Below are 26,404 nucleotides of genomic sequence, written 5' to 3'. Positions count from 1 at the left end.
CTACCCACCCTGGGCCAGTACGTCTTCCATGACGGCCTCGGCCAGCTGCCGCGCCGTCTCCGGGTCTGGCGCCTGCGTCTCGACTCCCATGCTGCCGACCCGGATCGCCACGTGGGGCCACCCGTTCGCCATCTCGGGGTTGCCGGTGTCGGTCTGGCAGACGGCGTCGTAGTCACCGACCTGGCACGGCTCGTAGGGGTCGACCGCCATGCTGTGCAGGAACTCAAGCTCGCTCCAGTCCGCCTGGATCCAGACCCGGCCCACCTCGCGACGGTCGTCCCTCATCGAGCAGAGGCTGTCGACCTCGGTGACCTCGTCGGGGCGCAGCTCCACGAAGTCACCCACGACCGAGCGCAGCTCGGCCTCGTCGAGCGTGTCGCACAAGGCCTGCGGGTCATCTAGGAGCACTCTCAGCATGTCCTCACCGGGGTCGGCGGCCTCCAGCTCCCCCGACCCGGAACCGTCCTCCTCCGTGCCGCCGGACGAGTCCGACGCGGCGTCATCCTGCGCGCCTCCTTCGCCCTCGCCGGCAGACTCCTCCCCAGTCGCGTCCGCGGCGCTGCTTGCGGCGACGGTCTCGTCGTCGACCGGCTCCGAGGCTGCCTCGTCGCCACCCCCGGAGCACGCGGCCAGAAGCAGCATCGCGCTCACGGTCGGACCGGCCCGGCGTAGGGCCGGTCGGCCCGGTCTGGACGTGGGTTGAGGCGTGCCTCGCCTCGCTCTGGGGTCCATTGAGCCTCCTGGGTGTCGGTCGTCATCCCCGTGCCGCGTCGCCGCGGCTCTGAGATCGACCCTGACACCCCGTGTCACGCTGCACCATCCCAGGAATCTGGGATAGCTCTATCTCAGACGGAGGCGAGCGCCACCAGCACGGCCACCTGGATGCGGTTGTCGACGCCCAGCTTGGTCTGGATCGAGGAGAGCTGGGTCTTGACGGTGCTCTCGCTGACGTGCCTTCGCTGGGCGAGCTCGGCGTTGGACAGCCCCTGCGAGACCAGGGTCGCCACCTCGCGCTCGCCGTCGGTCAACCGTGCGAGCCCCTGGCGGGCCTCGACGCACTCCGGGGAGGAGGACACGGTGTGCAGGTGCTGCATGAACTGTCGCGCCGTGCGCTTGGAGACCGCGCCCTCCCCGGCGGCGACGGCGAGCACGTGCGCGACCAGGTCGTCCGGTGACTCCGTCTTGAGCAGGAAGCCGCTGGCACCGGCGGCGGCCGCCCTGAAGGGCTCGTCGTCGCTGTCGAAGGTCGTCAGCACGATGACCTCGGGAGGGCGGGGCAGCGCACGGACCCGCGCGGTGGCGGTCAGCCCATCGAGCCGCTGCATCCGCACGTCCATGAGCACGACGTCGGGCCGATGCCGCTCGACCGCACCCACCGCCTCGTCGCCGTCCGAGGCCGTGCCGACCACGTCGATGCGCCCCTGGCTGCCGCGGGTCAGGATCATCTGCAGCCCGGAGCAGACCATCGGGTCGTCGTCGACCAGCAGCACTCGCACGGGGCGCTCCCCCGCCTGATGGTCGAGACTCTCCTGCGCCGTCATGTCGCATCCCCCGACCAGGGCAGGGTCACGGTCACGTGGAAGCGACCACCGTCAGTGCTGACCTCGCTCGTGCCGCCGAGGATCTGCACCCGCTCATCGATGCCCCGCAGCCCAGACCCGGGCCCATCAAACCCTGGCGGCCCAGACGCGTAGGTCTCGATTCCCGGCGCACCAGACCCCGGTCCCCCGACCGCGACGGCCCTGTCGACCACGTTGGTCGACTCGATGCGGATACCCTCCCCCGGCCCACCGGTGACCCGCAGCCGGACCAGCTCGTTGGGCGCGTGCTTGCGGGCGTTGGTGAGCAGCTCCTGGACGATGCGGTAGACCGAGTGCGCGAGCACGGGATCGGCCTCGTCGGCCGAGTGCAGGAACACCGTGGACGAGACCGGCACCCCGGCATCGGCCATGTCGTCGATGACGGACGACAGCTGCGAGAGCGAGCGGACCGACACCGGCGACAGCGGCACCTCGCCGGCGCCGGAGCCCGGGTCGCGCAGCACCCCGACCAGCGAGCGCAGGTCGTCCATCGCGCGCTGGGCGTTGTCGCGGACGGCGCGGGCGCTCTCCCGCAACTCCGGATCGTCGCCGGCCGCGACCTCGATCCCCCCGGCGTGCAGCACGAGCAGCGAGAGCCGATGCCCGATGACGTCATGCACCTCGCGGGCGATGAGCTCGCGCTCCCCCTGGCGGGACAACTCGGCCGACAGCGCACCCGCCGTCGCCCGCTCCACCTCGACCTCCTGCCGGGTGTCGTCGATCTCGTGCCGGGCCCGCAACCAGAACCCCACGGCCACCGGCAGCACGATGACGATGAGGTAGACGACGCTCGCGGCATACACGTTGAACGACACCGGATCGGTGGTGACGCCCGACGGGGCCGACAGGAACCGGACGAGCGAGGAGTCGGGCGTCGGCCCGAGCGAGTCGCGGATGAACCAGATGGTGCCGCCCAGCACGTGCAGGAAGGCCAGCGTCTCGGCCTCGTTACGGTTCTTCTCCCGGATGATCACCTGCGGCAGCACCAGGGCCATCACCGGACCGATGGGAAAGACCAGCTGCAGGAACCCCAGGGCCCAGGCGGTGTTGGCGAGGTCCTTGCGGCGCATCAGCAGCAGGAGCGGGGCACCGAGCGCGACCAGCGTCGACAGCACCTGCACCGCGTCCGCGGCTCCCCCGATCACCCCGGTCCAGTCCCAGAGCCGGTTGCGCTCCTCGGCGGACGCGACCGACAGCACGGTGACCATCAGCGCGGCGAACATCAGCGCCACCGTGCGCAGCCAGTAGCGCACACCACGGTCCCGCGACGCCGGTCGTCCGAGGCTCCCCTGATCCATGGCGCCCACGCTAGGGGTGGGCGCCGACATACCCCTCACCCGGTCGGTCGGTCTCGCCGCGGCATCCCTGCCCGATCGGCCGGCGAGGTATGACCGATCGGACGATGAGAGATCCGCCGCCCACGGATGGACTGGACGACGTCCATCCCGCGAGCACCAAGGAGGCTCCCATGAGCACCCCAGACCAGACCCCACAGCCCGGCACCGACCCGTCGCAGACGCCGTCGGCTGCCCCAGACCGACCGAAGCGCAGCTGGTTCGCCCGGCACAAGATCATCACCGGCATCCTCGCCGCGCTCGGGATCTTCGTCACCATCGGCGTGATCGGCGGCGGAGGGGACTTCGCCGACGTCGCCGCACAGCCTTCGGCATCGAGCAGCGACTCGGCCGAGGAAGGCACGGGCTCGTCGGCCAGCTCGTCGGGATCGACGGCCGACGAGCCCGCTGCCGAGGAAGAGGCGGCCGAGGAGGAGTCGGCCGCCGACGAGGAGGACACCCAGGACGCGGCCGAGGATGAGCCGGTTGAGGAGCCGGCCGAGGGGGCGAGCGACGACCCGCAGCTGGGTGAACTCGTGCAGATCGGCGACTTCGAGGTCAGCGTCACCGACGTCGAGGGCGGCCTGGCGCAGATCGGCGACGACATGTTCGGCGAGGAGGCGCAGGGCCAGTTCGTCAAGGTCATGGTGACGGTGGAGAACACCGGCGACTCGGCGGAATACTTCCTCGACAGCGAGCAGAAGCTCATCGACGACTCCGACCGCCAGCACTCGACCTCGTCCTCGTCGTGGCTGCTCGACGAGGAGAGCCTCTTCCTCACCGAGATCAACCCCGGCAACCGGGTCGAGGGGGTGCTGCTCTACGACATCCCCGAGGACGCCGTGCCGACCTCGATCGACCTGGAGGGCGGCTTCTTCAGCTCACCGGTGCGGGTGTCGCTCGACGGCTGAGGCAGGTATGCCGTCCGGGCTCGGCCGTGCAGGGTGCGGCCGAGCCCGGACCTGCCGCGCCCACCGCCGGGCGTAGACACGACCCATAGCAAGGCAAGGCCCGGGGACGGCAGATCAGAAGTGCTAGGCAGGCCGCCTCGATCCACCCGCGCTCCGCTCGGTGGACGCACTCCATCTGGCGGCCGCGCTGATGCTCGAGGACGACCTGCTCGGCGTGGTGACCTATGACGAACGGCTCGCGGAGGCGATCCGGCGCCTAGGTTTCAGCGCCGTGGCGGCGGGCCGCTGATCGATCTTCTAGAGAAAGGTGCCCACGACCCGCTCAGCTCCGGCTGTGACACAGGTCGATCAGCCCTGCCTCCCCAGGCATGCCGTCCACAGCCGGTCCAGGGGTCGGTGCCCGTGGGGTCCAGCCTCCGATCCATCCCGATGATATCGTTGATGATATCCACGAGAGGAGAGCGCCATGGCATCCATCGTCATCCGGGGCCTCGACCAGTCCGTGAAGGAGCGGCTGGCTGCTCAGGCGAGGGAGCACGGCCGGTCGATGGAGGCCGAAGCCCGTCACATCCTCACGGCAGGCACGCAACCCCCCAACATCGGGCTCGCACTGTTTTCGGCCGCGCGGGAGGTCGGCGGCTTCGGGGACCTCCCCGTCCCTGAACGAACCGACCGCGCCCGAGCGGCAGATTTCGGGTGATCGTCCTCGACACCAACGTCCTCTCCGAGGCGCTCCGGCCGCAGCCTGACGGACGTGTCCTGGCGTGGTTGCAGACGATCACGGGAGAGGTTGCCATCACGTCGATCACTCTTGCTGAGTTGCTCGCGGGCGTGCGCCGCCTGCCGGATGGCCGGCGCAAGACGGTGCTGGGCAGCCAACTCGAGCATGCGATCCGGCCCTACCGAGGGACCCGCGCCGTCCTGGCCTTCGATGATGTAGCCGCAGATCACTACGCAGATGTGCTCGCGGCACGAGAACAGGCGGGGTTGCCGATCAGCACCGCTAATGCGCAGATCGCGGCGATCTGTCGAGCGCACGCCGCGACCTGCGCGACGCGCAACACCAGGGACTTCGAGCTGACCGGCATCCAGCTCGTCGATCCTTGGGTCGCCTGAGCATCCGCGCACCGCGACGGCCGTCGGGCGGGTCGCCACTGCGTCCTGGAGAACCAGGAGCAGGTCAAGGTAGACATCGAGGGCGCCGGACTACACCGACATCTCCGAGCTGAAGGACCGCACCTACTTCACGTCCCACTACGTCCGTATGCCTGGTGGCGCCATCTTCGAGCTGGCCGTCACCCATGACGAGGGTGGCTGGGACTGCGACGAGTCTCCCGAGGAGCTCGGCCAGGCGTTCATGCTGCCGCCGCAGTTCGAGTCCGAGCGCAGCCACATCATGGGCCAGCTCGAACCGATCGAGGTGTGACCAGCTCCGCGGCCCCGGCACGACCGCGACCCGCCGAGAACCCGAACCTCGCCGCGGGCGCGGAGTGCTGGGGCGAGGAGGACGCGCCGGTCGCCGTGCTCGCGTTGCACGGGCGCACCCAGTCCCCCGCCGACATGCGCGCTCTCGCCAAGCGGCTGGACGTCGAGGGTCTGCGGTGGCTTGCGCCGACCGCCGCCGGACAGAGTTGGTATCCCTACGGCTTCATGGAGGAGCGACCGGACGACGACTCGTCGCTCCGAGGGCCTCAGTGCAACTTCAAGTCGGCCCATCTGTACCAAATTTACGCATCCATCCGAACGCAGGAGGGACGTAACGGTGTGGCTGGTTCCGTCGATGGTCTGCTGCTGTATCCCCGGACGGAAGGCACACCGGACATCGATGTCACCGCAGTCATTCAAGGACATAGACTGCGCGTCGCAACCGTGAACCTAGGCGCTTCAGCGACTCAGATTCGGGCACGTCTCCTCAGTCTGGTGGCTCAGCACAGCAGTGATGTCGTCACTGGATGCTGGCTGGGTTCCAACATCAAGGGTGCACCTCGTGCGGGGATACAACGACTCTAGCGGCGCGCCAACAGGGCAGGGGCTATTCCCTGTGGCCGCGCTTCTCCTCAATCCTCCGCGCGCGGCGAAGGATCCGCTCGTCACGCCGCGACCCGAGGGACTGGCCTGCGGCTCGTGCGCGTGCGGCAACCCCCGATCCAGCCGCGCCGAGGGCGGCGGTCGCCTCGCCCGCGAGTTCACGCGCGGCGGCGGCCCACCGGGTCTCGTCGACGACGCCCAACACGCCAAGATCAAGGTTTGCGTGCTGGGCGAAGGACGATATATCCACGCTGAGACCGTTCGCGTGTCGCGCCACCTTCGGCGCGGCGATCGGGTTGGCGACCTTGGCGACGTTGGTGAGGGCAGCGGCTGAGATGACGGCGCTGGACACAGCTTGCAGACCGCGGGTGATGCGTCGGACGCGTTCAGCGCGAGCCACCGCGATCCCCTGCCGGTGGGCCTCCAGCTGCATGACGTCCTCTTCCGCCACGCGCGCCAGCTCGAGCACGTAGTAGCGGTCCTGCAAAGCGATGGCGCGCGCCAGCACGCCCAGCCAGAACTCGGCGTCCTCCTGCGCCTGTGCGAGAGACTTCGCCGACTTGTCCGCGTCTCCGGCCGAGGACTGCACGTTCTTCGCCACCTCGTGCAGCTGCTCGACTGCCTCCCACTGCATCCGCTGAAGAGTGAAGGCGAGGCCCTCTACCTTCGACCACGTCACGCCAGAGACGATCCCGGTGTGGGAGTAGATGGCCGCCGCCTCGTCGATCGCCAGGGTGACACCACCGATCTCACCCAGCGTCTCCGTCTTGCGCTGCTTCAGCAGCTGGTCGAGTTTGCGGTCGATCACCTCGAGGTATGCGGTGATGTCGTCCAGCGCCGCCTCCAGCGCGTACTGGGTTGCCATCGCTCCGAGGACGGCCGGGGCCGCCGGCGTGAGGACAGCGCCACGCCCGAGGTTCTCGAAATTGAGGTGCTTGACGATGCGGCCCTTGTCTCCACGCAGCACGCCGGACGTCAGCTTCTCGACCCCACCGAGAGCCTTCGCGTCTCTCGCGGAGTCGGCGGTCAGCTTGACCCAGCGCCCGCCCTGCTCCATCAGCTTGCCTGCGGCTGCCCCAGCGTGTCCGCTCACCCGAGCCAGATCCTTGGGCGAGATCGGCCTGGACTGCACCCCCGCCCCAGCATCGAAGACTTCGATTGCGCTCTCGCTTCCGAAGAGAAGCAACCCGTCACCCGCGTCGAATACCTCTATTGCCTGACCCACACCCGTCATGGAGGGATCGTAGACGGACCCCGTGCTCATCTGGTTACCCGAGCCCTTCGAAGAAGTCCTCATCCATCCTGTGCAGCAGGATCGTCTGCTGCACCTGGACTCCGACGCCGTAGCGCACCAGCAGCCCCGCCAGGCGCGACCCGTCGATCAGCTCGATCCGCGCGTTGATTCGCTCGGCCTCCAGGCGGGCCCCGGCGGTGAAGCTCGACGTGGTGTTGAAGACGCCTCGGTCACCCTGCTTGCCCAGCAGCGCACCGGCGAACTCATGGATCTTCGGACGGTCCACCGACCGGTCCGCCGCATACCTCTTGGCCTGTACGTAGATCCGGTCCAGCCCAAGCGGGTCCTGACTGATGATGCCGTCCACACCCGCATCCCCGGAAGCACTGGTCCGCTCGATCGTGCCCAGGCGGCCATATCCCATCTCCTCGAGCAGGGCCATCACGAGGTCCTCGAAGCCGGTGGGGCTCAGTCCCAGCGCACGTTGCAGCACCTCCGTCTCCAGAGCGGAGCGGCTCTGCGCGACCGCCGTCTCGATCTGCTCCAGTGGTGTTGATGTCTGTTCCGCGACCGTCTGCGGGTCGGGCGACTCCGCCGGCAGGACAGTTCTCGTCCTCTCCTTGAACGCTCTGTACCCCGGGTATGCCTCCATCGTCTTCATGTCGATCCGCTCGGGGTTGGCGGCCAAGGCATCCGTGCCGAGCTGGGTGATCCGCACTTGGCCCCGCTGCGGTCGCTCGACGAGGCCGGCCTGCACCAGGTAGCTGAGGGCCCAGCTCACCCTGTTGTCCATGACCCGCTGCTTGCCGCTGGGTAGCAGGCGTTCCCGGCTCTTCAACTTTGAGCGTGGTGCCGGGTGTTCACGCCGCGATGGGTCGGGGCGCGTAGCCAATGATGCGGCATCGGTAGTTGTCGTGGTTGCGGTAGCCGCGGCCGACTCTCTTGATCGTCTTGGCGGTCAGGTTCGCCGCCTCCGTTCTCGCGTTCGTGATCCTGGTCCGGCAGAAGGTGAGGAGCTCGCGACGCCAGGCCTTCAGGGTGCGGAACAGTGCGACCGGCTCGGGCAGGTGGGTGGCTCGGACGGCGCGTTCGAGGGCGGCCCAATGCCGCTGGAACGAGGGAGTGTCCCGGGCGGTGAGGACCTGGCGGACGTGCTCCTTGATGCCCCACGCGACGGCAAGCTCGACGTCCTCGGCCAGGATCTGCTGCAGCTTCGTCCGCTGACGGACGGTGAGCCGGTCGCCAGCGCAGGTGAGCAGCTTGCGGTACTTCCACGGGGTATCGCACGCCCTGCCACGGCGCTCGTGCAACTCCCACACCCGGCGCCGCCTCACTTTGGTGACCATCTCGTTCGCCAGGCGCACCACGTGCCAGTGGTCGACGCTGACCCTCGCCCGGGGCAGCGCCTTGCGGACGGCGGCACGGAACTCACTGGACATGTCCAGTGCGACGACCTGCACCCGCCGGCGCCACCACCGGGGCCGGGCACCCAACCACGCCTTGACCGTCGCGCCGCGGCGGCCGTCGACGACGTCCAAGATCGCGCCGTCATCGAGGTCGGTGAACACGATCGACCACGGCTCGACCCGCTTCACCGTCTGGGTGTCGGGGTCGCGCAGGTAGCGCACGGTGCGGAACCGGTGCTCATCGATCCCCAGGCGCGCCACGTGCCGGCGGTCCACGCCGGTGTCCAGGTCCACGGTGGTGGTCAGCATCCGCATCACCGTCGGCCACGACAAGGCCGCTTCGTCCGCGACGCGGGACACCGCGCGGGGCTCGGCCCGGCAGGCGGAGATCACCTGCTCGGCCAGCCGCGTCGTCACCCGTGCCCGCGCCGGCAGCTGCTCGGTCTCCTCGGTGAACGAGCGCCGCGGGCACAGCGCCTCACGGCAGACGTACCGCCGCTTGCGCACGACCACATCCAGCGGCTGCCCGCCGCAGGTCACGTCCTTCACGTGCTGGGTCGGGCGCGCCTGGACCCGCGAGGACAGCACCCCGCAGGACGGGCAGGCACGCTCGCAGACGACGGTCTCGATCACCACCTGCCTCGGTTGGTCGCCGACAGCAGGGCCGGCGCTCACGACTCGGTACCCGGACAGATTGAACAAGATCGACGCCGCATCGACGTCGAACGTACGCTGGTGCACGCTCGCGGTCCTCGCTCTTGGATGCCTAGACAACACCCATGCTGGCGCAGGGCCGCGAGCCCTACGTCAGGGCCCCACCACACTCAAAGTCGAAGAGCCGCGTTCCCGCTCCTCCTGGGTAAGGCTGTACGCCTCGGCCATGTCTTCCTTGACCCGCCTCGAGTGCCGCACGTCGCCGTCGGCGAGGTGGGCAAGCACCGGTCGCATCATGGTCTGGAAGTCCGGGATCGTCATGCGGTCTTCGTCTCCTGGATAGTGGTGCTCACCGTGGCCAGCTCAGCCACCTGCTCCAGGAGCGCACGCGGCCGCGCCGACAGGTCCAGCGGGTACTCGACGACGCTGATGCCGGTATGCCGCACCCTGCGACGCGCGGGGGCCGCCACGCCTTGGGCGTAGACCAACCACGCAACCGGCACCTGCAGCGCGGTGCAGTAGGCCAGCATCTGGTAGTGGTCGGCGTTCGGGTACTCCCCCTTGGGACTCGCCGCCTTGTACTTCGCGTCGTAGACGACCTGCGGCCGTCCCGCACGATCGAGGTGCACGATGTCGACGTCCATCCGGATGGCCCCATGACGGCGCCCGACAGCCGGCTCGTCCAGCCAGCCCCGGTACTGTGCCTCCGTTCGACCGGGAATCCCCCGCAACGCCTCCGTGAGCGCGGTCGTGACAAAGTCCTCGTACACCTTCGCCATTGGCACGACGAAGGACGCGACAGGCAGCTCTCCTTGCCCAGCCGACGCCGACACGTTGCGCAGCACGATCTCTGCGAGATGCAGCGCCGGCTGATAGCGGGCGTTCTGACGGGTAGGGGTCCATCTCGGGACGCGTTCCCCAGCAAGCAGGAACGCCACACCTTCCAGCCTCGCGTCAAGATGGACGAGTCGTCGTCGTACCTCCCGGTCAACACGCGGGACGGCGAGCATCCGTCGCAGCGCCCCGCGGAGGAGCCGGTTCTCGACGGTGTCGACGGTGAACTCGTCGTAGGTCACTTCGAGGGGCAGCAGCTGCCCCTGCCGCAGGGCGAGCTGGTCCCCGATCCGGATCCGTCCACGGACCGTGCGGAGGCTGTCGTCGGTCGTGCGATAGCCCTGCAGCACGCCGTGGCTGAGTGCGCGCTCTGTCTGCCGGGCCAGAGACTCGGCCAATGCGGGCCACAGGTCATCGTCCTGCACCCCCAGCACGTCTTCCTCGCGGAAGCTGGGGTTCTTCGCGTAGCCCAACAGGAAGAGAAGATGAGCGACCCCCACCCGCCCCTTCGGCAGGACCTGGACCTGCTTGTCCCCCACGCGGGTCGCTCCCACGTTGCCCGCCGGCAGAAGCCTCCAGGTCTGTCCACCTTCCGGGCGCACCTCGACCAGCTTCGCCCCGGCCAGCGCGGCGGCCTCGACGTGGGAGAGGGAGCGCACGACACCCTCACGGTCCAGCTCGTCGAGTGTCACCGGCCAGGTGCTCATGGCTCAGGCACCTCCGACGGCGGTTCCTGCGGGGCCTCCGCGACCGGCTCCTGACCCTTCGCCGGTGCCCGCAAAGCGTCCAGTCCGAACCGCGTGTGCACCCCCGAGCGGTTCAGCCGCCCGTAGTAGTGCTCTTCCAGGAGCGGCAGGATGTCGAAGCGCCAGATCCGGCGGAGCCCTTCCTCGGTGGCCGCGGCGGAACGCATCAGGTAGCTGGGACCGATCTGCAGGTCCCGTTCGTCCTCTCCGATCTCGCTGTTCAGCGCGTCGAGAAGCTCGGCGCGGTCGGTGGAGAGGTTTCGGGCGGTCAGGTATGCCGTGAGCACGCTCCGCACGGGCTCTTCGGCCGGGTGCATCTCGAGGAAGGCGAAGCGGCGACGGATCGCGGCGTCGATCAGGGCGATGGAGCGGTCGGCCGTGTTCATCGTGCCGATGATGAACAGGTTGCGAGGCAGGCGAAAAGGCCGGTCGCTGTACTGCGGACGGACCGCCTCTCCGCGGTACTCCAGCAGGAAGTAGAGCTCGCCGAAGACCTTCGCCAGGTTGGCGCGGTTCATCTCATCGACGATGAGGACGAACGGCTGGGACTGGTTCTCCGGCTGTTCGGCGAGTGACGCAAGCTCGCGTAGCGGGCCCGGGGTGAGGTTGAAGACCGCCTGTCCATGCGCGGAGACGCCGGGACGGTAGCCCTCGAAGAAGTCCTCGTAGCTGTAGGACGGGTGGAACTGCACCAGCCGAGCGCGGCTGGTGTCGTCCTGCCCGACGAAGAAGTCGGCCAGCTTCTTAGCGAGGTAGGTCTTCCCCGTACCCGGCGGCCCGAAGAGCACGATCTGCTGCCGGTCTTGCAGGACGTCGACGATCTCCTGCAGCGCGGCGACCGGCATGTGCAGATCGGCTGCCAGCTCGTCGCTCACGGGTGGGAGCTCCGGCACACCGGCCTCTGCCACCGCCCCGTCGTCGACCTCCTCGGGGCCGGCGCTCTCCAGCAGCGGCAGCAGCTGGGAGAGGGAGTCAGTGACGTCGACCACCGTGCCCTGCTTGCCTCGCAGGCCTCCAAGACCCTCGAGCGAGAACCCCCGCTTGTTCCACTGCACTCCACGCTGCACGCGGCCCGTCGGGTCTGGTCGGTAGACCGGCTCGTCCACGATCGTGCCCACGTAGACGCTGCCCTCGATGACCGTGACGACCACGTCCTCCTCGCGCATCGAGGTCAGGAACGCGTGGTACTCCGACGTCAGCTGCTTGCGCTGCGAGTAGTCGATGTGCTGGTAGCCCGCGTCCACCGCAGCCTGGACCGTCGCTTGGTCCGCACCGCCCGGCACCTTGCCCAGGTGCTCGCCCTTGAGCGAGACGTACCCGCCTGTCAGCCAACGCTGCACCAGCGGACGGTCCCCCGGGTGCGGGCGCACCAGCCAGGCACGACGCGCTACCTCGCTGGTCGGGTTCCACTCCTCGACGTATGGCGTGGAGTACCACTCCGCGAACGTGCCGGTCTCTTGCTCGTGGACGTGCCGGATCTTGACGAGGTCTCGGGTGATGTCCAGTGGTTCTTTGCCGCTGGGCCCGCCGATCCGGTGGGCGAAGGCGTCGCGAATCTTCCGGCGGTGGATGCTGCTGACGACGGGGTAGTGGTGTCCGGGCCAGGCCAGGTAGTTCAGCGCGGGCTCCATCGACACTGTCGCCCCCGGGGAAACCCGGCTGGTCACCTCGGCGAAGTGGATCGGGTCCGCCAAGGCCGCGGACCGCTGGCTGGGGTCCAGGTCGAGCCACTCCTGCACGAACTCGGTCAGCCACTCGATGTGACGTGCGATCTGTGCGTGCCACCCCTGCCCCCCGGCGAAGGCGCCGCCCGCGTTCAGGGGCTCGCGCAGAGCGGGAGGCAGGACCGGCTTCTCGGGCAGGAGGTCGAGCACGGCCTGGACGCGGGCTGCCTTCGTCTCCGGCTTGAGGTCGAACAGCGCGACGCACTGCAGGTATACCAGCTCGGCGGCCAGGAGGACCGTGTCGGCCGGGGCGTCAGTGACCTGCACTGTCAGCTTGTCAATGAAACCACCGGTGCCGGGGTCGTGCTGCAGCCGCTCGTGCAGGTCCGCAGCCGCTCTGAACGTCCATGCCGTCGAAGCGCCGGTGAGTGGAGATGGTTCGCCTTTCAGACCCGCCGAGAGCACGATCCACGCGGCTGACTCGAGCTCGGGGGCCGAGCCGGCGCCTCGATCGACCTGAGTGTCGGACAATGTGTCCCCTCGCCACGCAGCGAGCGCAGCCGCGTCGCGCTCGGGAAGCGTCATCTGGTCGACGTCCCACTTCAGCAGGGTCCAGGCCAGACCCTGGGCTTCCAACCGGGTCCGGATCGGCAGTTTGCCCTGCCCACGGCGCAGGAGCTCGTCGCAGAGGTCGAGCAGCTGCTGGTAGCGGTCGACCGGTGCAGAGGCGTGCCCTCCTCCATCGACGACCTCGAGCCAGCGCTCAACCGGCGTGGGCCGGTAGGGCGGGTAGCTCTCCGGATCCCGAGTCATCAGCAGCAGGGCGCCGAGCGCCGTGACGTTGCCGGGGCTCAGTTCCATCGCCCGACGGATACGTTTCTCGAACTCGGTGAGGCCCAACGCAGTCGGTTCATCCGCCCACAGGACGCGGACAGCGTCCGCGAAGAGTTCGGGCGCGGCCTCGGCCCCGCGCTGCATGCGCGATACGGACATCCAGTGGATGAGGTTGCTGCCCTTGAGGGCACCGAACAGGGACTCGCTCCAGACGTCGTCACCGTGAAGCAGCTGCTCCCTTGCAGCGGCCAGGTCGCCGGCGATCCCGCGCTTTGATGAATGCTCCTCGGCTTCCAGATCGACGTGCTGAGCGACCAGCGTTCCCCAACGGACGAACTCCTCCCACTGCGCGTCGCTCATGAGGCCTGCTCCTTCGCCGCGTGACGTGCACCCTCACCGGGCGGTGGTGAGAGCACCGTCTCGTACTCCGTACCCGCCTCGATGGCGTCTGCCATCGCGTCGTAAATAGACAGGATTGCTTCCTTCGTGCGGAAGGAACCGTGCGCAGCGATGTCCTTCCGCTTCACGATGGGGAAGGTCTCCATGATGTAGTCGACGTCCTCGCGGTCGACGCCGTACAGGTGGAAGAACGCCGCATCGAGTTCCGCGCGCAGCCAGAACCGACGCTCGGGGCCCCACATGAACGGTTCCCCGTCATCACCTAGCTCTTCGGCGAGGGCGCGCATATCGTGGGCGGTGAAGACAAGTTCGATGACTCGGTCGACGATCCAGTCGTCGAGGCGCCCTGTGCCCCAAGGCACGGGGCCTCTCACGATCTCTGGAGACAGAGTCGGCAGTTGGCGCATCGTGAAGTACTTAAGATGCGTCCCCCCCACTTTCTGCCGTGCAACGAAGTCAAACACAAAGGCGTTGAAATTCGCGGTAAGGACCGTCCCGCTGAGAGCCGGAGTCTCTTTGGGTAAGCACAGCAGAGTCCCACCCTCAGGCGAGGCGCCCTCTGGTTCCATACTCGAGATCGCAGTGCGCTCATCAGTTGAACGACAGATGTCACGCCATCCGAACAGCCAAGAGCTGCTCCACCTATCTGTCAGGCGACCCTCTACGACTTCCTGCCGGACCCAGTAGCGCGGGAGTGCGGCGAATGTGGGATCCATCTTCTCGGCGGGGAGCACATCTCGCACCTGACCGTTGCGTTCGTAGGTCGCCCAGCGGTGGTCGTAGTGGTGGACCATCTTGGCTTCGTACAGCGGGAGCATGCGCTGGACGGTCATTGTGCCTCCACGGTGATCGAGGTGTAGGGCTGCCCGGTGCGACGGGCCTGGTCCATGGCGTCGTAGACGGCCAGGATTAGGCGCTTGGTGCGGTACTCACCGTGGGCCCCTTCGTCTTGGCGCCGCACGATGGGGAAGGTCTCCAGGATGTAGTCGACCTCGTCGCGGTCGAGCCCGTACAGGTGACAGACCAACGCATCGAGCTCAGCCCGCCAGAGGGCTCGCTCTTCGGCGTTGGTGATCGTGGGCCGTGCGTTCAGACGGTCCACCCGCTGGCTGATCCAGTCGTTGGCGGGAAGGTCCAGAGTGACCGCGCAGTTCTCGATCTGCAGCGGGGAGGGCATAGGCAGCTGCATGAACGTGAAGTACGCCATCGACGTCCCACCCAACTTCTGGCGGGCCACGTAGTCGAACGCGAAAGAGGACCACAGGGCCTGGTGCTCTGTCCGTCCCCGTCCAGGCAGCGCCAGGAGGATCTTGTGCGGAAGAGCGGTTCGCGGCATCGCGGTGGTGATCACGGTCCGGGCGTCGGTCGCGCGGCAGATGTCGCGCCAACCGAGCAGCCAGGTCTTGTCCCACCGACCGTCGAGCTTGCGGTCGACCTCGGTCTCGGCCACCCAGTACCTCGGCATGATGTGGAAGGCGTCGTCGGCCTTCTCCGCCGGAGTAACGGTGCGTGTCGAGCCGTCCGGCTGGTAGGTGGCCCAGCGCGTGTCGTAGTGGTGCAGCATCTTGGCCTCAAGCAGGGGCAGCATCCGAGTCAGCCCCCCCCCCCAGCGTTCTTGACGAAGACGTTGCCGTCGAGCTCCCAGCCGTCGTCCTCGAGCTCATCGCGCGTGTGGAAGAGGTGGGAGTCGTTGGACATGTGGAACATAGTCATGAACGAGATGCCCCACGGGTTGCCGTCCGGATCCCCTTCGTTGATGAGGACGGGCACTCTGCGGTAGATGCCGAGAGTGATCTCGGCATCGCGACGGGTACGGAAGATGGGGCACGTCCCGGTGTTGGGGTTGAGGAGGGTGATTTCGTCGGGGGTCAGCTCGAACTCCGAACTCGGGATGTCTCCCGGATCGTGGAGGAAGAAGGCGAAGGAGGCAGCAGGAGTCGCTGCCGATCGGCCACTCATCGTGAGGAGGCAGAACTTGAAGCTTCGGTGCACGCCGTCGAAGATCGGACGTGCGTTCTCGAAGTCATAGAGCGCCACCAATGACGACGTGGTCACGAGGTCTTTGAAGAAGTACTGCGTGGTGGCGTCCGTGGCGATCCCCGTCGGCGCGATAACGCCGGCCTGTCCCTGCGCGCCCGTGAGGCTGCGGAACAGCTCGGTGAAGACGGCGTAGGTGTTGACGTCACCGCGGCCGTTGAGCGGGTATCGCCCCGACAGGCGCAGGAAGGCGCTCTGCCCTTCCGCATAGCGCTTCGCTTCCGTGAACGCCTCGAAGACGGACGGATCCTCTTCCTCTAGTGCCTTGATGAGTCGGCCTCGGGCGGCAGCATTCGGGGCCTTGGCGATCTGGGGGTCACGTGCCGCGAAGAACTCCTGCTCCTGCAACTTGACTCGCTCCCAGGGCGGGTTGCCGAGCACGCAGGAGAAGCCGCCGGACCAGCCTTCTGGGCCGTGGGGCGCCGGGCTGGTGGGGTCGCCGAAGACCTCGGGGAACTCGAGGTGCCAGTGGAAGAACTGGTACTGGTGGGTCAGGTCCTCGACCTGGGCGACGGTGTCCGCCAGGCCCGGGTCTGACGGGTCGTGCTCGAGCTGGCGCAGCACGGCGTTCGTCGGGGCAAGGGCGGCACCGGGCTCGAGGGGCCAGACGAACGCGGCGCACCAGGCGTCGGCGTGCAGCCGCGCGTGCCGCACGTTGGCCGACTGCTCGTACTCCGCCCACGCTTGCGCCTGCCGCCGGCTGGCGTCGATGTCATCGGTCGTGACGATGAGACGCCGCCGTTCCGCAGCCAGCTCAGCGGTCCCCCCGCCAGTCCCGGAGAACAGCAGGTCCTGCCCACCGCCCTCGGCACGGTTGCGCTTGCGGATCTGGGTGGCGTAGGTCTTGTCATCGCCCAGGAGCTCCTTGAACGCCACCTCCGGGACACCACCGGCCAGCAGCGCCGGCGTCGTCCCCAGCAGCGCGTTGCCGACCCGGATCCGAGCGTCGAGGAATCCCAGCGGCTTGCCCGGCTCCATCGCCTCCAGCCACAGCGACACCTTGGCCAGCTCCGCAGCCAGGTCGTTCAGGTCCACGCCGTAGATGCAGCGTCCGACCACGTCCCGCATCGCGTGATGCACCTGCGCCGGGGTCGGCTCGTCATCCCCGCAGCGCACACGCGCCAGCCGCTGCGCGATCCGCCGCGCCGCAGCCACCAGGAAACCACCTGAGCCGCAGGCCGGGTCGCACACCGTCAGCGCCAGCAACCGGCGCTCGGCCTCCGCTGGGTCGATCACCCCTCGCACAGCGTCGTCGAGCACCGGGTCCAGCGCGGTGTCCAGCAGCGCCGACACCAGGCCCGGTGGCGTGTAGTAGGATCCGGTCGTCTTGCGCTCGTTGCCCGCCAGGTGTGTCAGTGTGAACGAGCGCTCATCCAGATCCACGCTCGGCACCAGCTCCAGCAACGACTCGTAGACGCCGCCGAGCTCCTCCGCCCCCAGGTTGCGGTAGTCGACCCGCTGCAGCCGCCCATCAGCACCCGACACCCAGGCCAGTGCCCGGACCGCCGTCAGGAAGTGCTGGTTGGACAGTTCGGCCCCCAGGAGCAGGTCCTGCTGGTCCGGCGCCGCCGCCGGCACGACCGCGCGCCAGTCGGGGTCGAAGACCCCACCGAGTGCTGGCAGTGCCAGCTGCGGAACCCCGTCACCGCCCAGCCCGGCCAGGACCAGCCGCTGCGCCTGCCACATGTCAGCATGCGGACCCCCCGCCCGGACCCGGGCGACGTGACGCAACCTGGAGGTGGAGAAGAACCGCTCGTACCGGTCCCGCCCCTCAGCCTCCCCGGGGACCAGCAGCAGGTCACGGTCCTCGGCCACGAAGACGAACAACATCCGGTACACCAGCCGCAGCAGCGCACGATGAAGATCACGATCACTGAGCTCGCCGGAGCGCAGCGCCACCACGAGCCACCGGTTGTCGCGGTGCGACAGGAAACCCTCACCCAGCGCGTCGAGCGCAAGTTCGACACCCCAACGAAGCTTTTCCAGCGCCCGACCGCCGGCGTCGACGGCCTCGCCGCGCCACGACTCCAGCCAGCAGTCCGCTGGCGACGCCTCGGCCCCGCCGCGCTTCTCGACCCGGGACTCGTGGCACAGCTGGAAGAGCAGCAGCCACTCGGCATACAGCTCCCCGTCGAAGATGGCCTCCAGGTCGAACTCCACGTAGGCCGACCCGGCCAGAGAGGTGGAGTCTCGCAGGAGTCGCAGGCGCAACCCGTTGCTCAGCAGGCCCCAGAGGTGCTCGTCGCTACGGTTGAGCAGCTCCTGCAGCATCGACTGCGGCGCCCGGGCGGCACCGGACACCCCAGGGTTACGACGGTCCAGGTCGACCCCCGGCCCCAGCAGGTGGATCGGCACGTGCTCCCACCGGTGGGACACCGGGTAGTCCGAACCCTCCACCGACAACCCAGATGGCAGGGCGGGCACCTGGCCGTAGCCCAGCTCCCGAAGCAACGGCAACAACCAGCGCTCACGCGCAGGCCCAGTCCCCGCCCCCACCCGCTGCGCGGCATCGTGCTCGCGCCACGCTACCCATGCACCACGCAGATAGCCCCACGCACGCGACGCCGCGTCGCGCACCGTCTCCGTGCCTACCAGGTGATACGAACGCGCCGACAGACTCGAACGGTCAGACACCTCCCCCGCGATGATCCGGTCGACCAGCGACGGCGGAACGACACCGCCCACCAACGACAGCGACTGCACCGCACTCATCGCGCTCCTCCTGCCGGGCGGTAGACGTATACGCCCAGCACGTCGACCGGGAGCTGCGGCTCGACCTGGAGACCTCGGAGTGACAGCGCACCAGCCCGGTCACCACGCGCAGCGCGACGGACCGTCGCGTGGGCCGACCTGAGGTCCTCGGCCACGTCGTGACCGATCCGGTCCAGCTCCGCCTGCAGTGTGGGCAAGGCGTCGATCGCTCCCCGCAGGACGTTGGCCGCGGTGTCGGGCGGCACGTTGGCCGACGGTCTGGTGCTCAACAACTCCTCGACCTCGTCCGACGGCAACCACTTGGGGTCGGCGGGCGTCCCGCGGAACGCGACCACCCGGGCTTCCTCGGCCACCTGGGTGGAGGCCTCGTCCTTGCCAGGAAGGGTGACGTGGGTGCGGACCCGGAGAAGGAGCAAGACCGCGGCGGCTGAGACATCCGTAGACACGACCACGCCGCAGCGGCGGGCGGGGCGGTCGCGATCGGGCAGAGCGGGGTCGAGGGCCCCGTCCAACACGTGTCGTGCGATCGCCCCGACGGTGGGGTCCGTGCGCTGCAGGACCGCCGCTCCCTTGGGCGCGGGGAGATCGGTCGCGAACGTCCGCAGCCCGGCAGTGCCCGGTATGGAGTCACGCAGGGCGACGGGAAGCTCTCGCAGGTCAGCGGTGAACCCGGTCGCGTCACGAGCGGTAACCGTCGAACCCAGCTCTTGCAGGGCGGTGTCGGTGAAACCGACGACGTCGTCAGGGTCGCCGAGCGCCGACCGGCCGGCCTCTAGGGCGGCCTGCACCTCGTCCGGGTGAATGCTCGACTGGGCAAACCGAGTGCGGCTGGCCTTCTCGGCGTGCGCGGTGCTCCGCCACTCCTCCTCGAGCACGGCCGCCTTGGACTCATCGCCGAAGTCGAGCGCGAGCTCCCCCTGACCACCCCTCAGGAGCACACCCTCGAGGAGTGCCGCGAGCACCTGGTCACTCTGAGGCGGCACAGGGACTGAGATGCCGAGCGCCTTGCGGATGGCCTCGTGCTTGCGGAGCAGCACGTCGAGCACGATGCCGTCGATGCCGTTGTCCTCGCCGTAGAGCAGGGTGGCCCGGACGACGTCGGCGGGCTGGCCGAAACGGTCGACCCGTCCCTCCCGCTGCTCGTGGCGGGTCGGGTTCCAGGCCAGGTCGTAGTGGACGACGGCCTGGTAGTCCTCCTGCAGGTTGACACCCTCGGACAGGCAGTCCGTGGCGACCAGGACCTTCGCACCGTCGCCTGCGCGCTGGGACAGGTCGGCGACCCGACCGGAACGCTCCTCGGCCGCCAGCTCACCCGTGACGACCTCGACCTCGACCGTCCTGGGCAGGGACGAGCGCAGCGCGTCGGTGACGTAGTGGGCGGTGCGGATGAACCGGCAGAAGACGATTGGGTGGTAGCCGTCCGCGATGAGCTTGCGGAGGTGCTTGGTCAGCAGTGCGAGCTTGGCGTCGTCCTGCCAGTCCGCGACGAGAGTCTCGGCCCGCTCCTGCATCTGACGCAGGCGTCTCCGCTCCGCCGACCCGGTCTCGTCGACGGTGATGGCCCCGGGGGTGGCGTCTGCGGAGTCCAGGGCGTCGTCCTCGGCCTGGTCCAGGACCTCGGCGCTGCCGAGCCGGTCGGCGGCCTTCACGTCCTCGGCCTTCATCGACGCGGCCCGGGTCTCGAGGGTGGCTGCAGCCGCCGCAGGGGAGGACGCCGCCGACCGAAGAAGGGACAACGCCGACCACCACCGCACGCGCTGCTGGAGACGTGTCCCGCTCTGGTCCTGCACCTGGCCCCTGACGTAAGCGAGGACGTCGTCGAAGAGGTCGCGGTGGCGCGGGCTGAGGGTGTAGGCGAGCTCGAGGACCTGTCGGTCGGAGGGGAACTTCGTGTCCTGCTGCAGGTAGCCACGGATGTCTGCCCGACGGCGTTGCACCATGTGGTCGGCGAGGGCCCGGCGACCAGCCTCGGTGCCGAGATCGGCCGTCTTGAGCTCTTCGTCGAGCAGGGCGATGAGGTTGCGGAAGGCACCCTCGTTGCCGCTGTGCGGTGTCGCTGTCACGAGGATCAGATGACGGTCGGCCCGGTCGGCGAGGTCGCGGACCAACCGGTAGCGCTGCGTGCGTCCAGAGCCGCCGGCGCCGGTGTCGTCGTTGACCGACGAGTGGGCCTCGTCCACAATGATGAGTTCCGGCGCTGAGCGCAGGAACTCGTCCCGGCGCCGCTCGCCCTTGATGAAGTCGGTGGAGACGACGGTCACAGGGTGACGCTCGAAAATCGACTCTCCGTGGGACAGCCCACGTTCGAGGCGTCGCACCGTTCCGGGCAGCACCAGCTCGGGCTGCATGCCGAACTTCTCCTCCAGCTCACCCATCCACTGGGTGGCGAGGCTGGGTGGGCACAGAACGCTGAGCCCTCGGGCGCTGCCCTGCGCGATGAGCTCGGCGGCGACCAGACCCGCCTCGACGGTCTTCCCGATCCCGACGTCGTCGGCGATCAGAAGCCTCACCGTCTCCTGCCGTAGCGCCAGGAGCAGCGGCACCAGCTGATAGGGGCGCGGAGTGACGGCTAGTGAGGCCAGGCTCCGGAACGGGCCACCGGTGGACCGAAACCCGATGCGCAGGGCGTCACGCAGGAGGCGGGCACTGCGGTCGTCGCCGAGGTCGGTGGGGTCAGGCGCGTCGAAGGAGGCGAGGAGCACTCTCTCGAGGGCGGGCAGGACGGCGGCGACGTCGTCGACACCTCCACCGAGCGGACGCAGCACCAGCATCTCGGCGTCGCTCTCCGGCAGGACCACCCAGTCGCGGCCCCTCGCCCGCACCAGGGTGCCGGCTCCATACCTGTGTGCTGTCGCGGTGTTCACCTGTTCGCTCCTTCGGGGCGGGCATCGTCCTCGATCGGCCGCTCGGGCACCCCGAACACGCCGGGGTTGGCCCGGATCACCTTTGCGAGGTCATCGTGCGTACCGATCCGGAGCACGTTGTAGCCGGCAAACTCCAGCGCCGCTGTCTGCTTGGGCGGGCTGACGTCATCACTCTCGAGGATCACCGCGGTCGGGATCGCCCCGTCATACAACATGTCGATCCGGACGCCTTCCCGTTCGACTGCGCTCGACGAGGGGAGGCGCAGTCTGTGCAAGCGGAGCAGCGACGCCAGTGCACCGGCTCGTCCCCCCAGGGGGAGATGCTCATCGCCACCCGAGTTTTCGGCCCTCTCCGGCTCATCGTCCGGGTGCGTCGCCCCGGAAGCGAGCGCCATCAGCGGTGGCACCGCGGATCTTCTGTCGATCTGCTCGTGCCACAGCTGGTTGCCGTAGGAGAGGAGGCACCTGTAGCAGCCACGCACGCACGCGTCTCGCGTCTCCTCTCCTGTGTGGGGATCCACATGCAGGAGCTTCAGCGCCTCCCGAGCCACGGTGGCAAGTGCGCCGGGCTCGGCCTGGAGACGTCGCAGGACGCCGGCCCCGCCCTCTGCGGCCTCGACCAGGAGGATGCGGCCCCGCTCGTCCGCGTCAGGGAGCTGTTCGCTGGAGAGCTCGGAGTCCTCGAGCTGGAAGCCCACCTCGATGCCACGCTCCAGCGCGAACTGGAGGGTGACGGCCTCGGTCTGGCTGCGCCGCTCGGTCCACCGCAGAATGAGGACGTTGCGCCGGTCCTCCACGTAAGGCACGACACGAACCTTGGTCTTCACGTCCTGCTGCGCCTGCAACCCGTCCTCGTCGAGCTCGCGCTGCTCCCCTGCCTTCGTCTCAGCGAGCCACTGGCCCTTGACCAGGTCGAGGTAGAAGCCGTGCACATCATCGTGCGCGCGACGGCGTCGGCCCAGGTTCGTGACTCGGAGTTCTGCTCCGTCCCCGTAGTCAACGACCGCAACTGCCTCACCTTGCGATGAGAGGATCCGCGCCGTGGCGCGACCGGGGTGTGAGCCCCTGGGCGTGAAGCGGTAGGTGGTCCGCAGCTCGAAGCCGACGCGGTTGCGCTCCTCCTCATCCGCGCTGATGCGCTCCCGCCGCCGGGTCATGACGGTCTGCAGCTGCAGAAGCTCATTCCACTTGTGCCGCAGTGGCTCACCACAGTTTTCGCACATCTCGAGCAGCAGCTCGGTGTGGTGGTAGCCGCACGCCTCGCAGACCTTGAGAGAGGTCCGGACGACCTCGGCGTCGCCGGAGCTGTTTGCCGCTCGGGGCAGGCTGATGTTCGTCACCTGGTAGCGAGAGCCCTCGTGGTAGATCAGCGAGTTGGGTCCGAACTCCGAGATGGCGAGGAACCGGCCGCGTTGCAGCCAGCTGCCGCGGTCCCCTCGCCGGCCGGGGATGAAAGCGGCAAGAGGCAAGCGAGGGAAGGAGTAGCCAGGGAGGAAGCCCTCAGACGCGAGGTACCGGTAGGTGTAGAAGTCCGACTGACCGCGGGTATCGGACTCGTTGCGCAGGAGCTCCATCCGCTGTCGCGCCTCGCGGTAGCGGCGCTCCGCCTGATCGCGCTCGTCCTTGTCCTTGGAGAAGTCCGAGATCAGCTGGTGGGCGGCCTGCAACTCCCCTTCAGCCACACGGAAGAGGTCGCGCCAACGGTCACAGGCGGCGTCGAACTGGGCCGGCGCACTATCCACCACGCGGTCGACCCACTCCGGCTCCCACCACGACGACTCCGCCAGTTCTTTCTCAAGCGGGCGCAGAACGCCTCGTGCGGTTACCCGTGCCCGCTTCCGGGCGTCGGGGTCGGCGAGGACACCGGCAAGCTCGGCATGCAGCGGGTAGTCGTCGAGGGTGACGTCGACGACCTCGGCCATGGACCTGCTCAGCCCCGACTCGGTCGCCGACAGGGCTTCGCCGAGCCAGATCGCCTGAACGTGCGAACGCAGAAGGTCTTCGTTCGCCAGGTCCAACCGCGGCGGGTCGACCTTGCCGGCGACCATCCGGTCGGAGCGCTCAAAGTAGTAGGTGTCGTGACTGTTCCCCGAGGCGCAGTACGTGACCACAAGCGCTGGCTGCCCGCTGCGTCCGGCCCGACCGCTGCGCTGGGCATAGTTGGCCGGCGTCGGAGGGACGTTCCGCAGTCCGACCACGTTGAGCGAGGCGATGTCGACTCCAAGCTCCATCGTGGGTGAGCAGAACAGCAGCTTGAGGTCTCCGGCGCGGAACTCCTTCTCCCGCTCCTCACGCACGTCGGCCCTCACTTGGGCAGTGTGCTCCCGGGCCTGCAGCCCGCCGAGCTCGGTCCCCGCGTCCCGGTAGAGATCGCGGAAGAACCCCACGACCCGCGGTGCCTGCTCCGCCCCGAAGGTGCGACGAAGAGGATCCGGCGCTCCGGCTTTGCCGTCTTCTGCGAAGAGCCTCATGGTCCCGACGCTCAACCGGTATCCCTTGAGTCCGCGCTCGAGCGCTCTGGTGATCAGGCCGTGCCGCTCGAGGATGTCCAGGAGGGAATGAATGACATCATCGGCCTCTGCGACGGTCATCCCGGGCAGCGACTCGTTGCGCCGCAACCACCGCCCGTAGGCTCCTCGACCGGTCAGGGTCAGGACGTGCCGAACCTGTCCCTTCTGCCCGGACTCCGCGACCGCGAGCCCGATGGGCACCATCTCGGTCTCGATGAACGCGAGAACTCCCGTCAGATGGGCCGAGCTGAGGCGGACGAGGGAGTCCATCCGGTCCTGCATGAGGCCTTCGGCATCGATGGCGAGGACGCGACGGAACTCGTCAAGGAGGACACTCATCAGCTCGCGGCGTTGACCAGGGGCGAGGTCTCGCACGCGGGGGTGCGCGTCCTCCCACAGGTCAGTCCGACCCGCGAGAATCTCGACCGTCGGGTAAGCGATCCGAAGCAGCCCCGTCTGCTCCAGATTGGGGAGCGTGACCCGCAGCCCCTTCTGAAGGTCGCGCAAGGCACGGTGCTCGAGGACCAGTCGAAGGGCCCGCCGAGCGGGCTCTAGATCCAGCGCCTGGGGGGCGACGGCATACTCCTCGGGCCTGAGGTCGAGTGCCTTGGAGATGGCGCGACCCAGCTCGTCCACCGGGTCCAGTCCGTCCTCGCCGCTGGCGACAAGTGCCTTGTAGAGACCGGCGCGCAGCTGCACGACCTGAGCGAAGTCGTTGAAGTGACCCGCCTGCAAGGAGGCGTCCTGGCGGTTGTCGACGAACGTCAGCAGCTTTCGGGCGTCCTTTGGAAGCTCCTGCTCAGGCACACCCTGCAGGGCGCGCAGGATGCTGGTGGCGATCACGCTCATCGCGCTGCTGCGGCCCTCCTGGTCCAGGGTCGCCAGCTTGCCGTAGTCGCTGGAGCGCAGGCCCTCGTAGGTCACGCCGCACTGCAGGCAGAAGCGGAAGGTCCCCGGGATCCAGGCGGCGACCGTGGATCCCTCGGGTGCGGGAGCGTTACTACTCGCCCGGGTCGCGTCTCCTTGAGGTGTTATCACATACCTGACCGGCACGTCCTTGCGCCGGGAGTCGATGACCGTGTTGCCACGGGCACCTCCCAGCCACGACGCAGGCAGCCTGTCTTCGACGATGGGGTCGAAGGGCCACGGCCGTTCGTCGCTGACGAAGAGGTAGCCCTCACCCTCCTGACCGGGTCGCAGCTGGTGGCGGGCCTCGAACCGCTCACCACGATCCTTCTTGAGCACCGCCATCAGGTATTCCTGGCCGCACTCACGGCAGAAGGCCAGTGGGTAGAGGCGCTTCTCCTCGTGATTCCCGGTCACCGTGGCGTAGTCGGAGTTGATCTCCCGCTGCTCCGGTGGCTCGACGGTCGTGAAGATCGAGCTTCCCTTGGAGAGAAACTGGTGCAGCCGGAAGGCGAAGAGGGGGCGGTGGGTCTCGCTGCTGCGGGCACGCGACCCCGCGAGGAGAGTTGCTCTCAGCGCTATGGCGCAGGTAGTGGCTGGTAGACCGGTGAGCTCAGCCAGATCCGTGGACGCCCGCTCTACGGTCGTCGGTGGACGTCTCACCAGCCGATCACTGCCCGGCTCCGCCTGGATACCGAACGAGTCTTCGATCCATGACGCCAGGGCGTCCTCGCGAAGGGCGGTGTATGTGGGAGTCCAGGACAGCTCGGCGATGCCGCGGGCCTCGACGGCACGCGCCAGCGCGTCTGTGTCATGCGGGTCACCGTGGGTGGCCCGCTCCAACGTCTCCACGATGACGGTGTCCGGCCTGACCTGCGTCCCGAAGATCCTTGAGGCAACCTTCGCGACGTCCTCCTGCTGCTCACGCGTCGTGGTGCCGCTCGACATGGTCGCCGAGGTACCGACGCACTGCAGGGTCTCGTGGGCCTGACACAGGTCACGCAGACGCCGGACGAGCATCGCCACATCGGCGCCCTGACGACCGCGGTAGGTGTGCAACTCGTCGAGAACCAGGAACTCCAAGCCCCTTGCGTGCCTGCGCAAGAGCTCGCGCTCGTCCGGCCGGGTCAGCATCAGCTCGAGCATCACGTAGTTGGTGAGAAGGACGTCCGGGGGGTCCTTCAGGATGGCGTCCCGTTCTTCCTGGGACTCCTGGCCCGTATAGCGCCGGTAGGTAACAGACGGCTTGTCGAAGCCATCCAGCAGGAACTTGTCGAGCTCCTCTCGCTGGCTGTTCGCCAGGGCGTTCATCGGGTAGACGACGATGGCTCTGATGCCCTGACCGCTCCGCGACCTCAGCACCCGGTCGACAATGGGCACGATGTAGCTGAGGGACTTCCCGGAACCGGTACCGGTCGTGAGCACGTAGGACGCTCCCGTGCGTGCGGCGCCGATGGCCTCTCGCTGGTGCTTGTAGAGGGAGAACGACACGGGTCGACCGCTTCGCTTGTCGGCGAAGATGGCGGTGCAGTCCGCGTGGAGGAGACCTTCCGCAACGAGGTCGCTGACGTTGCCGCCCGGCTGAAAACTCGGGTTGAGGGACAGCCAGGGGTCTGGCCACTGGGCTCCACCGGCGCTCTCGAGTTCGACGCGCTCGCGGATCCGCTCGTCACGGATGTCGACGAACCCCTCGGTGAAGGACTTGTAGTCCTGGATGAGCTGCCGATGCACCTCAAACGCGTCCACTCATT

General features: G+C 68.3%; 19 protein-coding genes. 5 read left to right on the top strand and 14 right to left on the bottom strand.

All coding sequences use genetic code 11. From position 1 onward, the window contains the following. The 3 genes from AC5PYY_RS10955 to AC5PYY_RS10945 form a co-directional block, all read right to left on the bottom strand. Positions 1-642 carry a hypothetical protein gene (locus AC5PYY_RS10955; protein ID WP_493896846.1) on the bottom strand — a complete coding sequence of 214 codons (642 nt, stop codon included), beginning with the start codon at positions 640-642 and terminating at the stop codon, positions 1-3. A gap of 203 nt (positions 643-845) precedes the next feature. Further along, positions 846-1,541 carry a response regulator transcription factor gene (locus tag AC5PYY_RS10950; RefSeq protein ID WP_493896845.1) on the bottom strand — a complete coding sequence of 232 codons (696 nt, stop codon included), beginning with the start codon at positions 1,539-1,541 and terminating at the stop codon, positions 846-848. Continuing rightward, the gene (locus AC5PYY_RS10945) at positions 1,538-2,878 is read right to left on the bottom strand and encodes a sensor histidine kinase (RefSeq protein WP_493896844.1); all 1,341 of its coding nucleotides are present in this window, start codon (positions 2,876-2,878) and stop codon (positions 1,538-1,540) included. Before AC5PYY_RS10945 ends, AC5PYY_RS10950 begins: the two co-directional genes overlap by 4 nt. Before the next feature lie 170 nt (positions 2,879-3,048). Here AC5PYY_RS10945 and AC5PYY_RS10940 point away from each other — a divergent pair, with 170 nt between their 5' ends. The 5 genes from AC5PYY_RS10940 to AC5PYY_RS10920 all read left to right on the top strand — a co-directional run bounded on the left by AC5PYY_RS10940 (position 3,049) and on the right by AC5PYY_RS10920 (position 5,251). Next, a complete protein-coding gene (locus tag AC5PYY_RS10940; protein ID WP_493896843.1) occupies positions 3,049-3,825 on the top strand; it encodes a DUF4352 domain-containing protein in 777 nt (258 codons plus the stop codon). A gap of 160 nt (positions 3,826-3,985) precedes the next feature. Next, complete coding sequence (locus AC5PYY_RS10935; protein WP_493896842.1) at positions 3,986-4,114, top strand: hypothetical protein; 129 nt, start codon at positions 3,986-3,988, stop codon at positions 4,112-4,114. A 177-nt stretch (positions 4,115-4,291) separates the two neighbouring features. Beyond that, positions 4,292-4,525: a FitA-like ribbon-helix-helix domain-containing protein gene (locus tag AC5PYY_RS10930; protein WP_493896841.1), complete on the top strand. Its 234-nt coding sequence runs from the start codon at positions 4,292-4,294 to the stop codon at positions 4,523-4,525. Then, on the top strand, positions 4,522-4,941 hold the full coding sequence (locus AC5PYY_RS10925) for a type II toxin-antitoxin system VapC family toxin (RefSeq protein ID WP_493896840.1): 420 nt from the start codon (positions 4,522-4,524) through the stop codon (positions 4,939-4,941). Before AC5PYY_RS10930 ends, AC5PYY_RS10925 begins: the two co-directional genes overlap by 4 nt. Before the next feature lie 148 nt (positions 4,942-5,089). Beyond that, the gene (locus AC5PYY_RS10920) at positions 5,090-5,251 is read left to right on the top strand and encodes a hypothetical protein (protein ID WP_493896839.1); all 162 of its coding nucleotides are present in this window, start codon (positions 5,090-5,092) and stop codon (positions 5,249-5,251) included. Between the two features lie 606 nt (positions 5,252-5,857). On the opposite strand, the gene AC5PYY_RS10915 is transcribed toward AC5PYY_RS10920, so the two are convergent. From AC5PYY_RS10915 to AC5PYY_RS10865, 11 genes are all read right to left on the bottom strand, one after another. Then, entirely contained in the window at positions 5,858-7,087 is a 1,230-nt protein-coding gene (locus AC5PYY_RS10915) for a hypothetical protein (protein WP_493896838.1), read from the bottom strand. Between the two features lie 34 nt (positions 7,088-7,121). Beyond that, positions 7,122-7,925 carry a restriction endonuclease gene (locus tag AC5PYY_RS10910; protein WP_493896837.1) on the bottom strand — a complete coding sequence of 268 codons (804 nt, stop codon included), beginning with the start codon at positions 7,923-7,925 and terminating at the stop codon, positions 7,122-7,124. Between the two features lie 22 nt (positions 7,926-7,947). After that, positions 7,948-9,234, bottom strand: coding sequence for an ISL3 family transposase (locus AC5PYY_RS10905; RefSeq protein ID WP_493896836.1), 1,287 nt, complete (start codon positions 9,232-9,234; stop codon positions 7,948-7,950). Between the two features lie 66 nt (positions 9,235-9,300). Continuing rightward, positions 9,301-9,468, bottom strand: a complete 168-nt coding sequence (locus tag AC5PYY_RS10900; RefSeq protein ID WP_493896835.1) for a hypothetical protein — start codon at positions 9,466-9,468, stop codon at positions 9,301-9,303. Next, positions 9,465-10,688 (bottom strand): McrC family protein, encoded by a 1,224-nt coding sequence (locus AC5PYY_RS10895; RefSeq protein WP_493896834.1) that lies wholly within the window; start codon positions 10,686-10,688, stop codon positions 9,465-9,467. The genes AC5PYY_RS10900 and AC5PYY_RS10895 overlap by 4 nt, the downstream gene beginning before the upstream one ends. Next, positions 10,685-13,585 (bottom strand): AAA family ATPase, encoded by a 2,901-nt coding sequence (locus AC5PYY_RS10890; protein ID WP_493896833.1) that lies wholly within the window; start codon positions 13,583-13,585, stop codon positions 10,685-10,687. Before AC5PYY_RS10890 ends, AC5PYY_RS10895 begins: the two co-directional genes overlap by 4 nt. Continuing rightward, on the bottom strand, positions 13,582-14,442 hold the full coding sequence (locus AC5PYY_RS10885; protein WP_493896832.1) for a hypothetical protein: 861 nt from the start codon (positions 14,440-14,442) through the stop codon (positions 13,582-13,584). Before AC5PYY_RS10885 ends, AC5PYY_RS10890 begins: the two co-directional genes overlap by 4 nt. Before the next feature lie 11 nt (positions 14,443-14,453). Then, positions 14,454-15,212 (bottom strand): hypothetical protein, encoded by a 759-nt coding sequence (locus AC5PYY_RS10880; RefSeq protein ID WP_493896831.1) that lies wholly within the window; start codon positions 15,210-15,212, stop codon positions 14,454-14,456. Between the two features lie 5 nt (positions 15,213-15,217). After that, a complete protein-coding gene (locus AC5PYY_RS10875; RefSeq protein ID WP_493896830.1) occupies positions 15,218-18,373 on the bottom strand; it encodes an Eco57I restriction-modification methylase domain-containing protein in 3,156 nt (1,051 codons plus the stop codon). Further along, positions 18,370-21,237, bottom strand: a complete 2,868-nt coding sequence (locus tag AC5PYY_RS10870) for a DUF8741 domain-containing protein (protein ID WP_493896829.1) — start codon at positions 21,235-21,237, stop codon at positions 18,370-18,372. The genes AC5PYY_RS10875 and AC5PYY_RS10870 overlap by 4 nt, the downstream gene beginning before the upstream one ends. After that, the gene (locus AC5PYY_RS10865; protein ID WP_493896828.1) at positions 21,234-26,399 is read right to left on the bottom strand and encodes a DEAD/DEAH box helicase; all 5,166 of its coding nucleotides are present in this window, start codon (positions 26,397-26,399) and stop codon (positions 21,234-21,236) included. The genes AC5PYY_RS10870 and AC5PYY_RS10865 overlap by 4 nt, the downstream gene beginning before the upstream one ends. Between the last annotated feature and the right edge of the window lie 5 nt (positions 26,400-26,404).

This window comes from Serinicoccus sp. JS2-9 (assembly GCF_059025165.1).
This window is presented reverse-complemented; position numbering and strand designations above follow the sequence as displayed.

What these genes read in the sequence shown, in the direction of transcription:
- AC5PYY_RS10955 (WP_493896846.1), bottom strand. Translation starts at nt 642, where the DNA reads ATGCTGCTTCTGGCCGCGTGCTCCGGGGGTGGCGACGAGGCAGCCTCG.
- AC5PYY_RS10950 (WP_493896845.1), bottom strand. Translation starts at nt 1,541, where the DNA reads ATGACGGCGCAGGAGAGTCTCGACCATCAGGCGGGGGAGCGCCCCGTG.
- AC5PYY_RS10945 (WP_493896844.1), bottom strand. Translation starts at nt 2,878, where the DNA reads ATGGATCAGGGGAGCCTCGGACGACCGGCGTCGCGGGACCGTGGTGTG.
- AC5PYY_RS10940 (WP_493896843.1), top strand. Translation starts at nt 3,049, where the DNA reads ATGAGCACCCCAGACCAGACCCCACAGCCCGGCACCGACCCGTCGCAG.
- AC5PYY_RS10930 (WP_493896841.1), top strand. Translation starts at nt 4,292, where the DNA reads ATGGCATCCATCGTCATCCGGGGCCTCGACCAGTCCGTGAAGGAGCGG.
- AC5PYY_RS10920 (WP_493896839.1), top strand. Translation starts at nt 5,090, where the DNA reads ATGCCTGGTGGCGCCATCTTCGAGCTGGCCGTCACCCATGACGAGGGT.
- AC5PYY_RS10915 (WP_493896838.1), bottom strand. Translation starts at nt 7,087, where the DNA reads ATGACGGGTGTGGGTCAGGCAATAGAGGTATTCGACGCGGGTGACGGG.
- AC5PYY_RS10900 (WP_493896835.1), bottom strand. Translation starts at nt 9,468, where the DNA reads ATGACGATCCCGGACTTCCAGACCATGATGCGACCGGTGCTTGCCCAC.
- AC5PYY_RS10895 (WP_493896834.1), bottom strand. Translation starts at nt 10,688, where the DNA reads ATGAGCACCTGGCCGGTGACACTCGACGAGCTGGACCGTGAGGGTGTC.
- AC5PYY_RS10890 (WP_493896833.1), bottom strand. Translation starts at nt 13,585, where the DNA reads ATGAGCGACGCGCAGTGGGAGGAGTTCGTCCGTTGGGGAACGCTGGTC.
- AC5PYY_RS10885 (WP_493896832.1), bottom strand. Translation starts at nt 14,442, where the DNA reads ATGCTCCCGCTGTACGAAGCCAAGATGGTCCACCACTACGACCACCGC.
- AC5PYY_RS10880 (WP_493896831.1), bottom strand. Translation starts at nt 15,212, where the DNA reads ATGCTGCCCCTGCTTGAGGCCAAGATGCTGCACCACTACGACACGCGC.
- AC5PYY_RS10875 (WP_493896830.1), bottom strand. Translation starts at nt 18,373, where the DNA reads ATGAGTGCGGTGCAGTCGCTGTCGTTGGTGGGCGGTGTCGTTCCGCCG.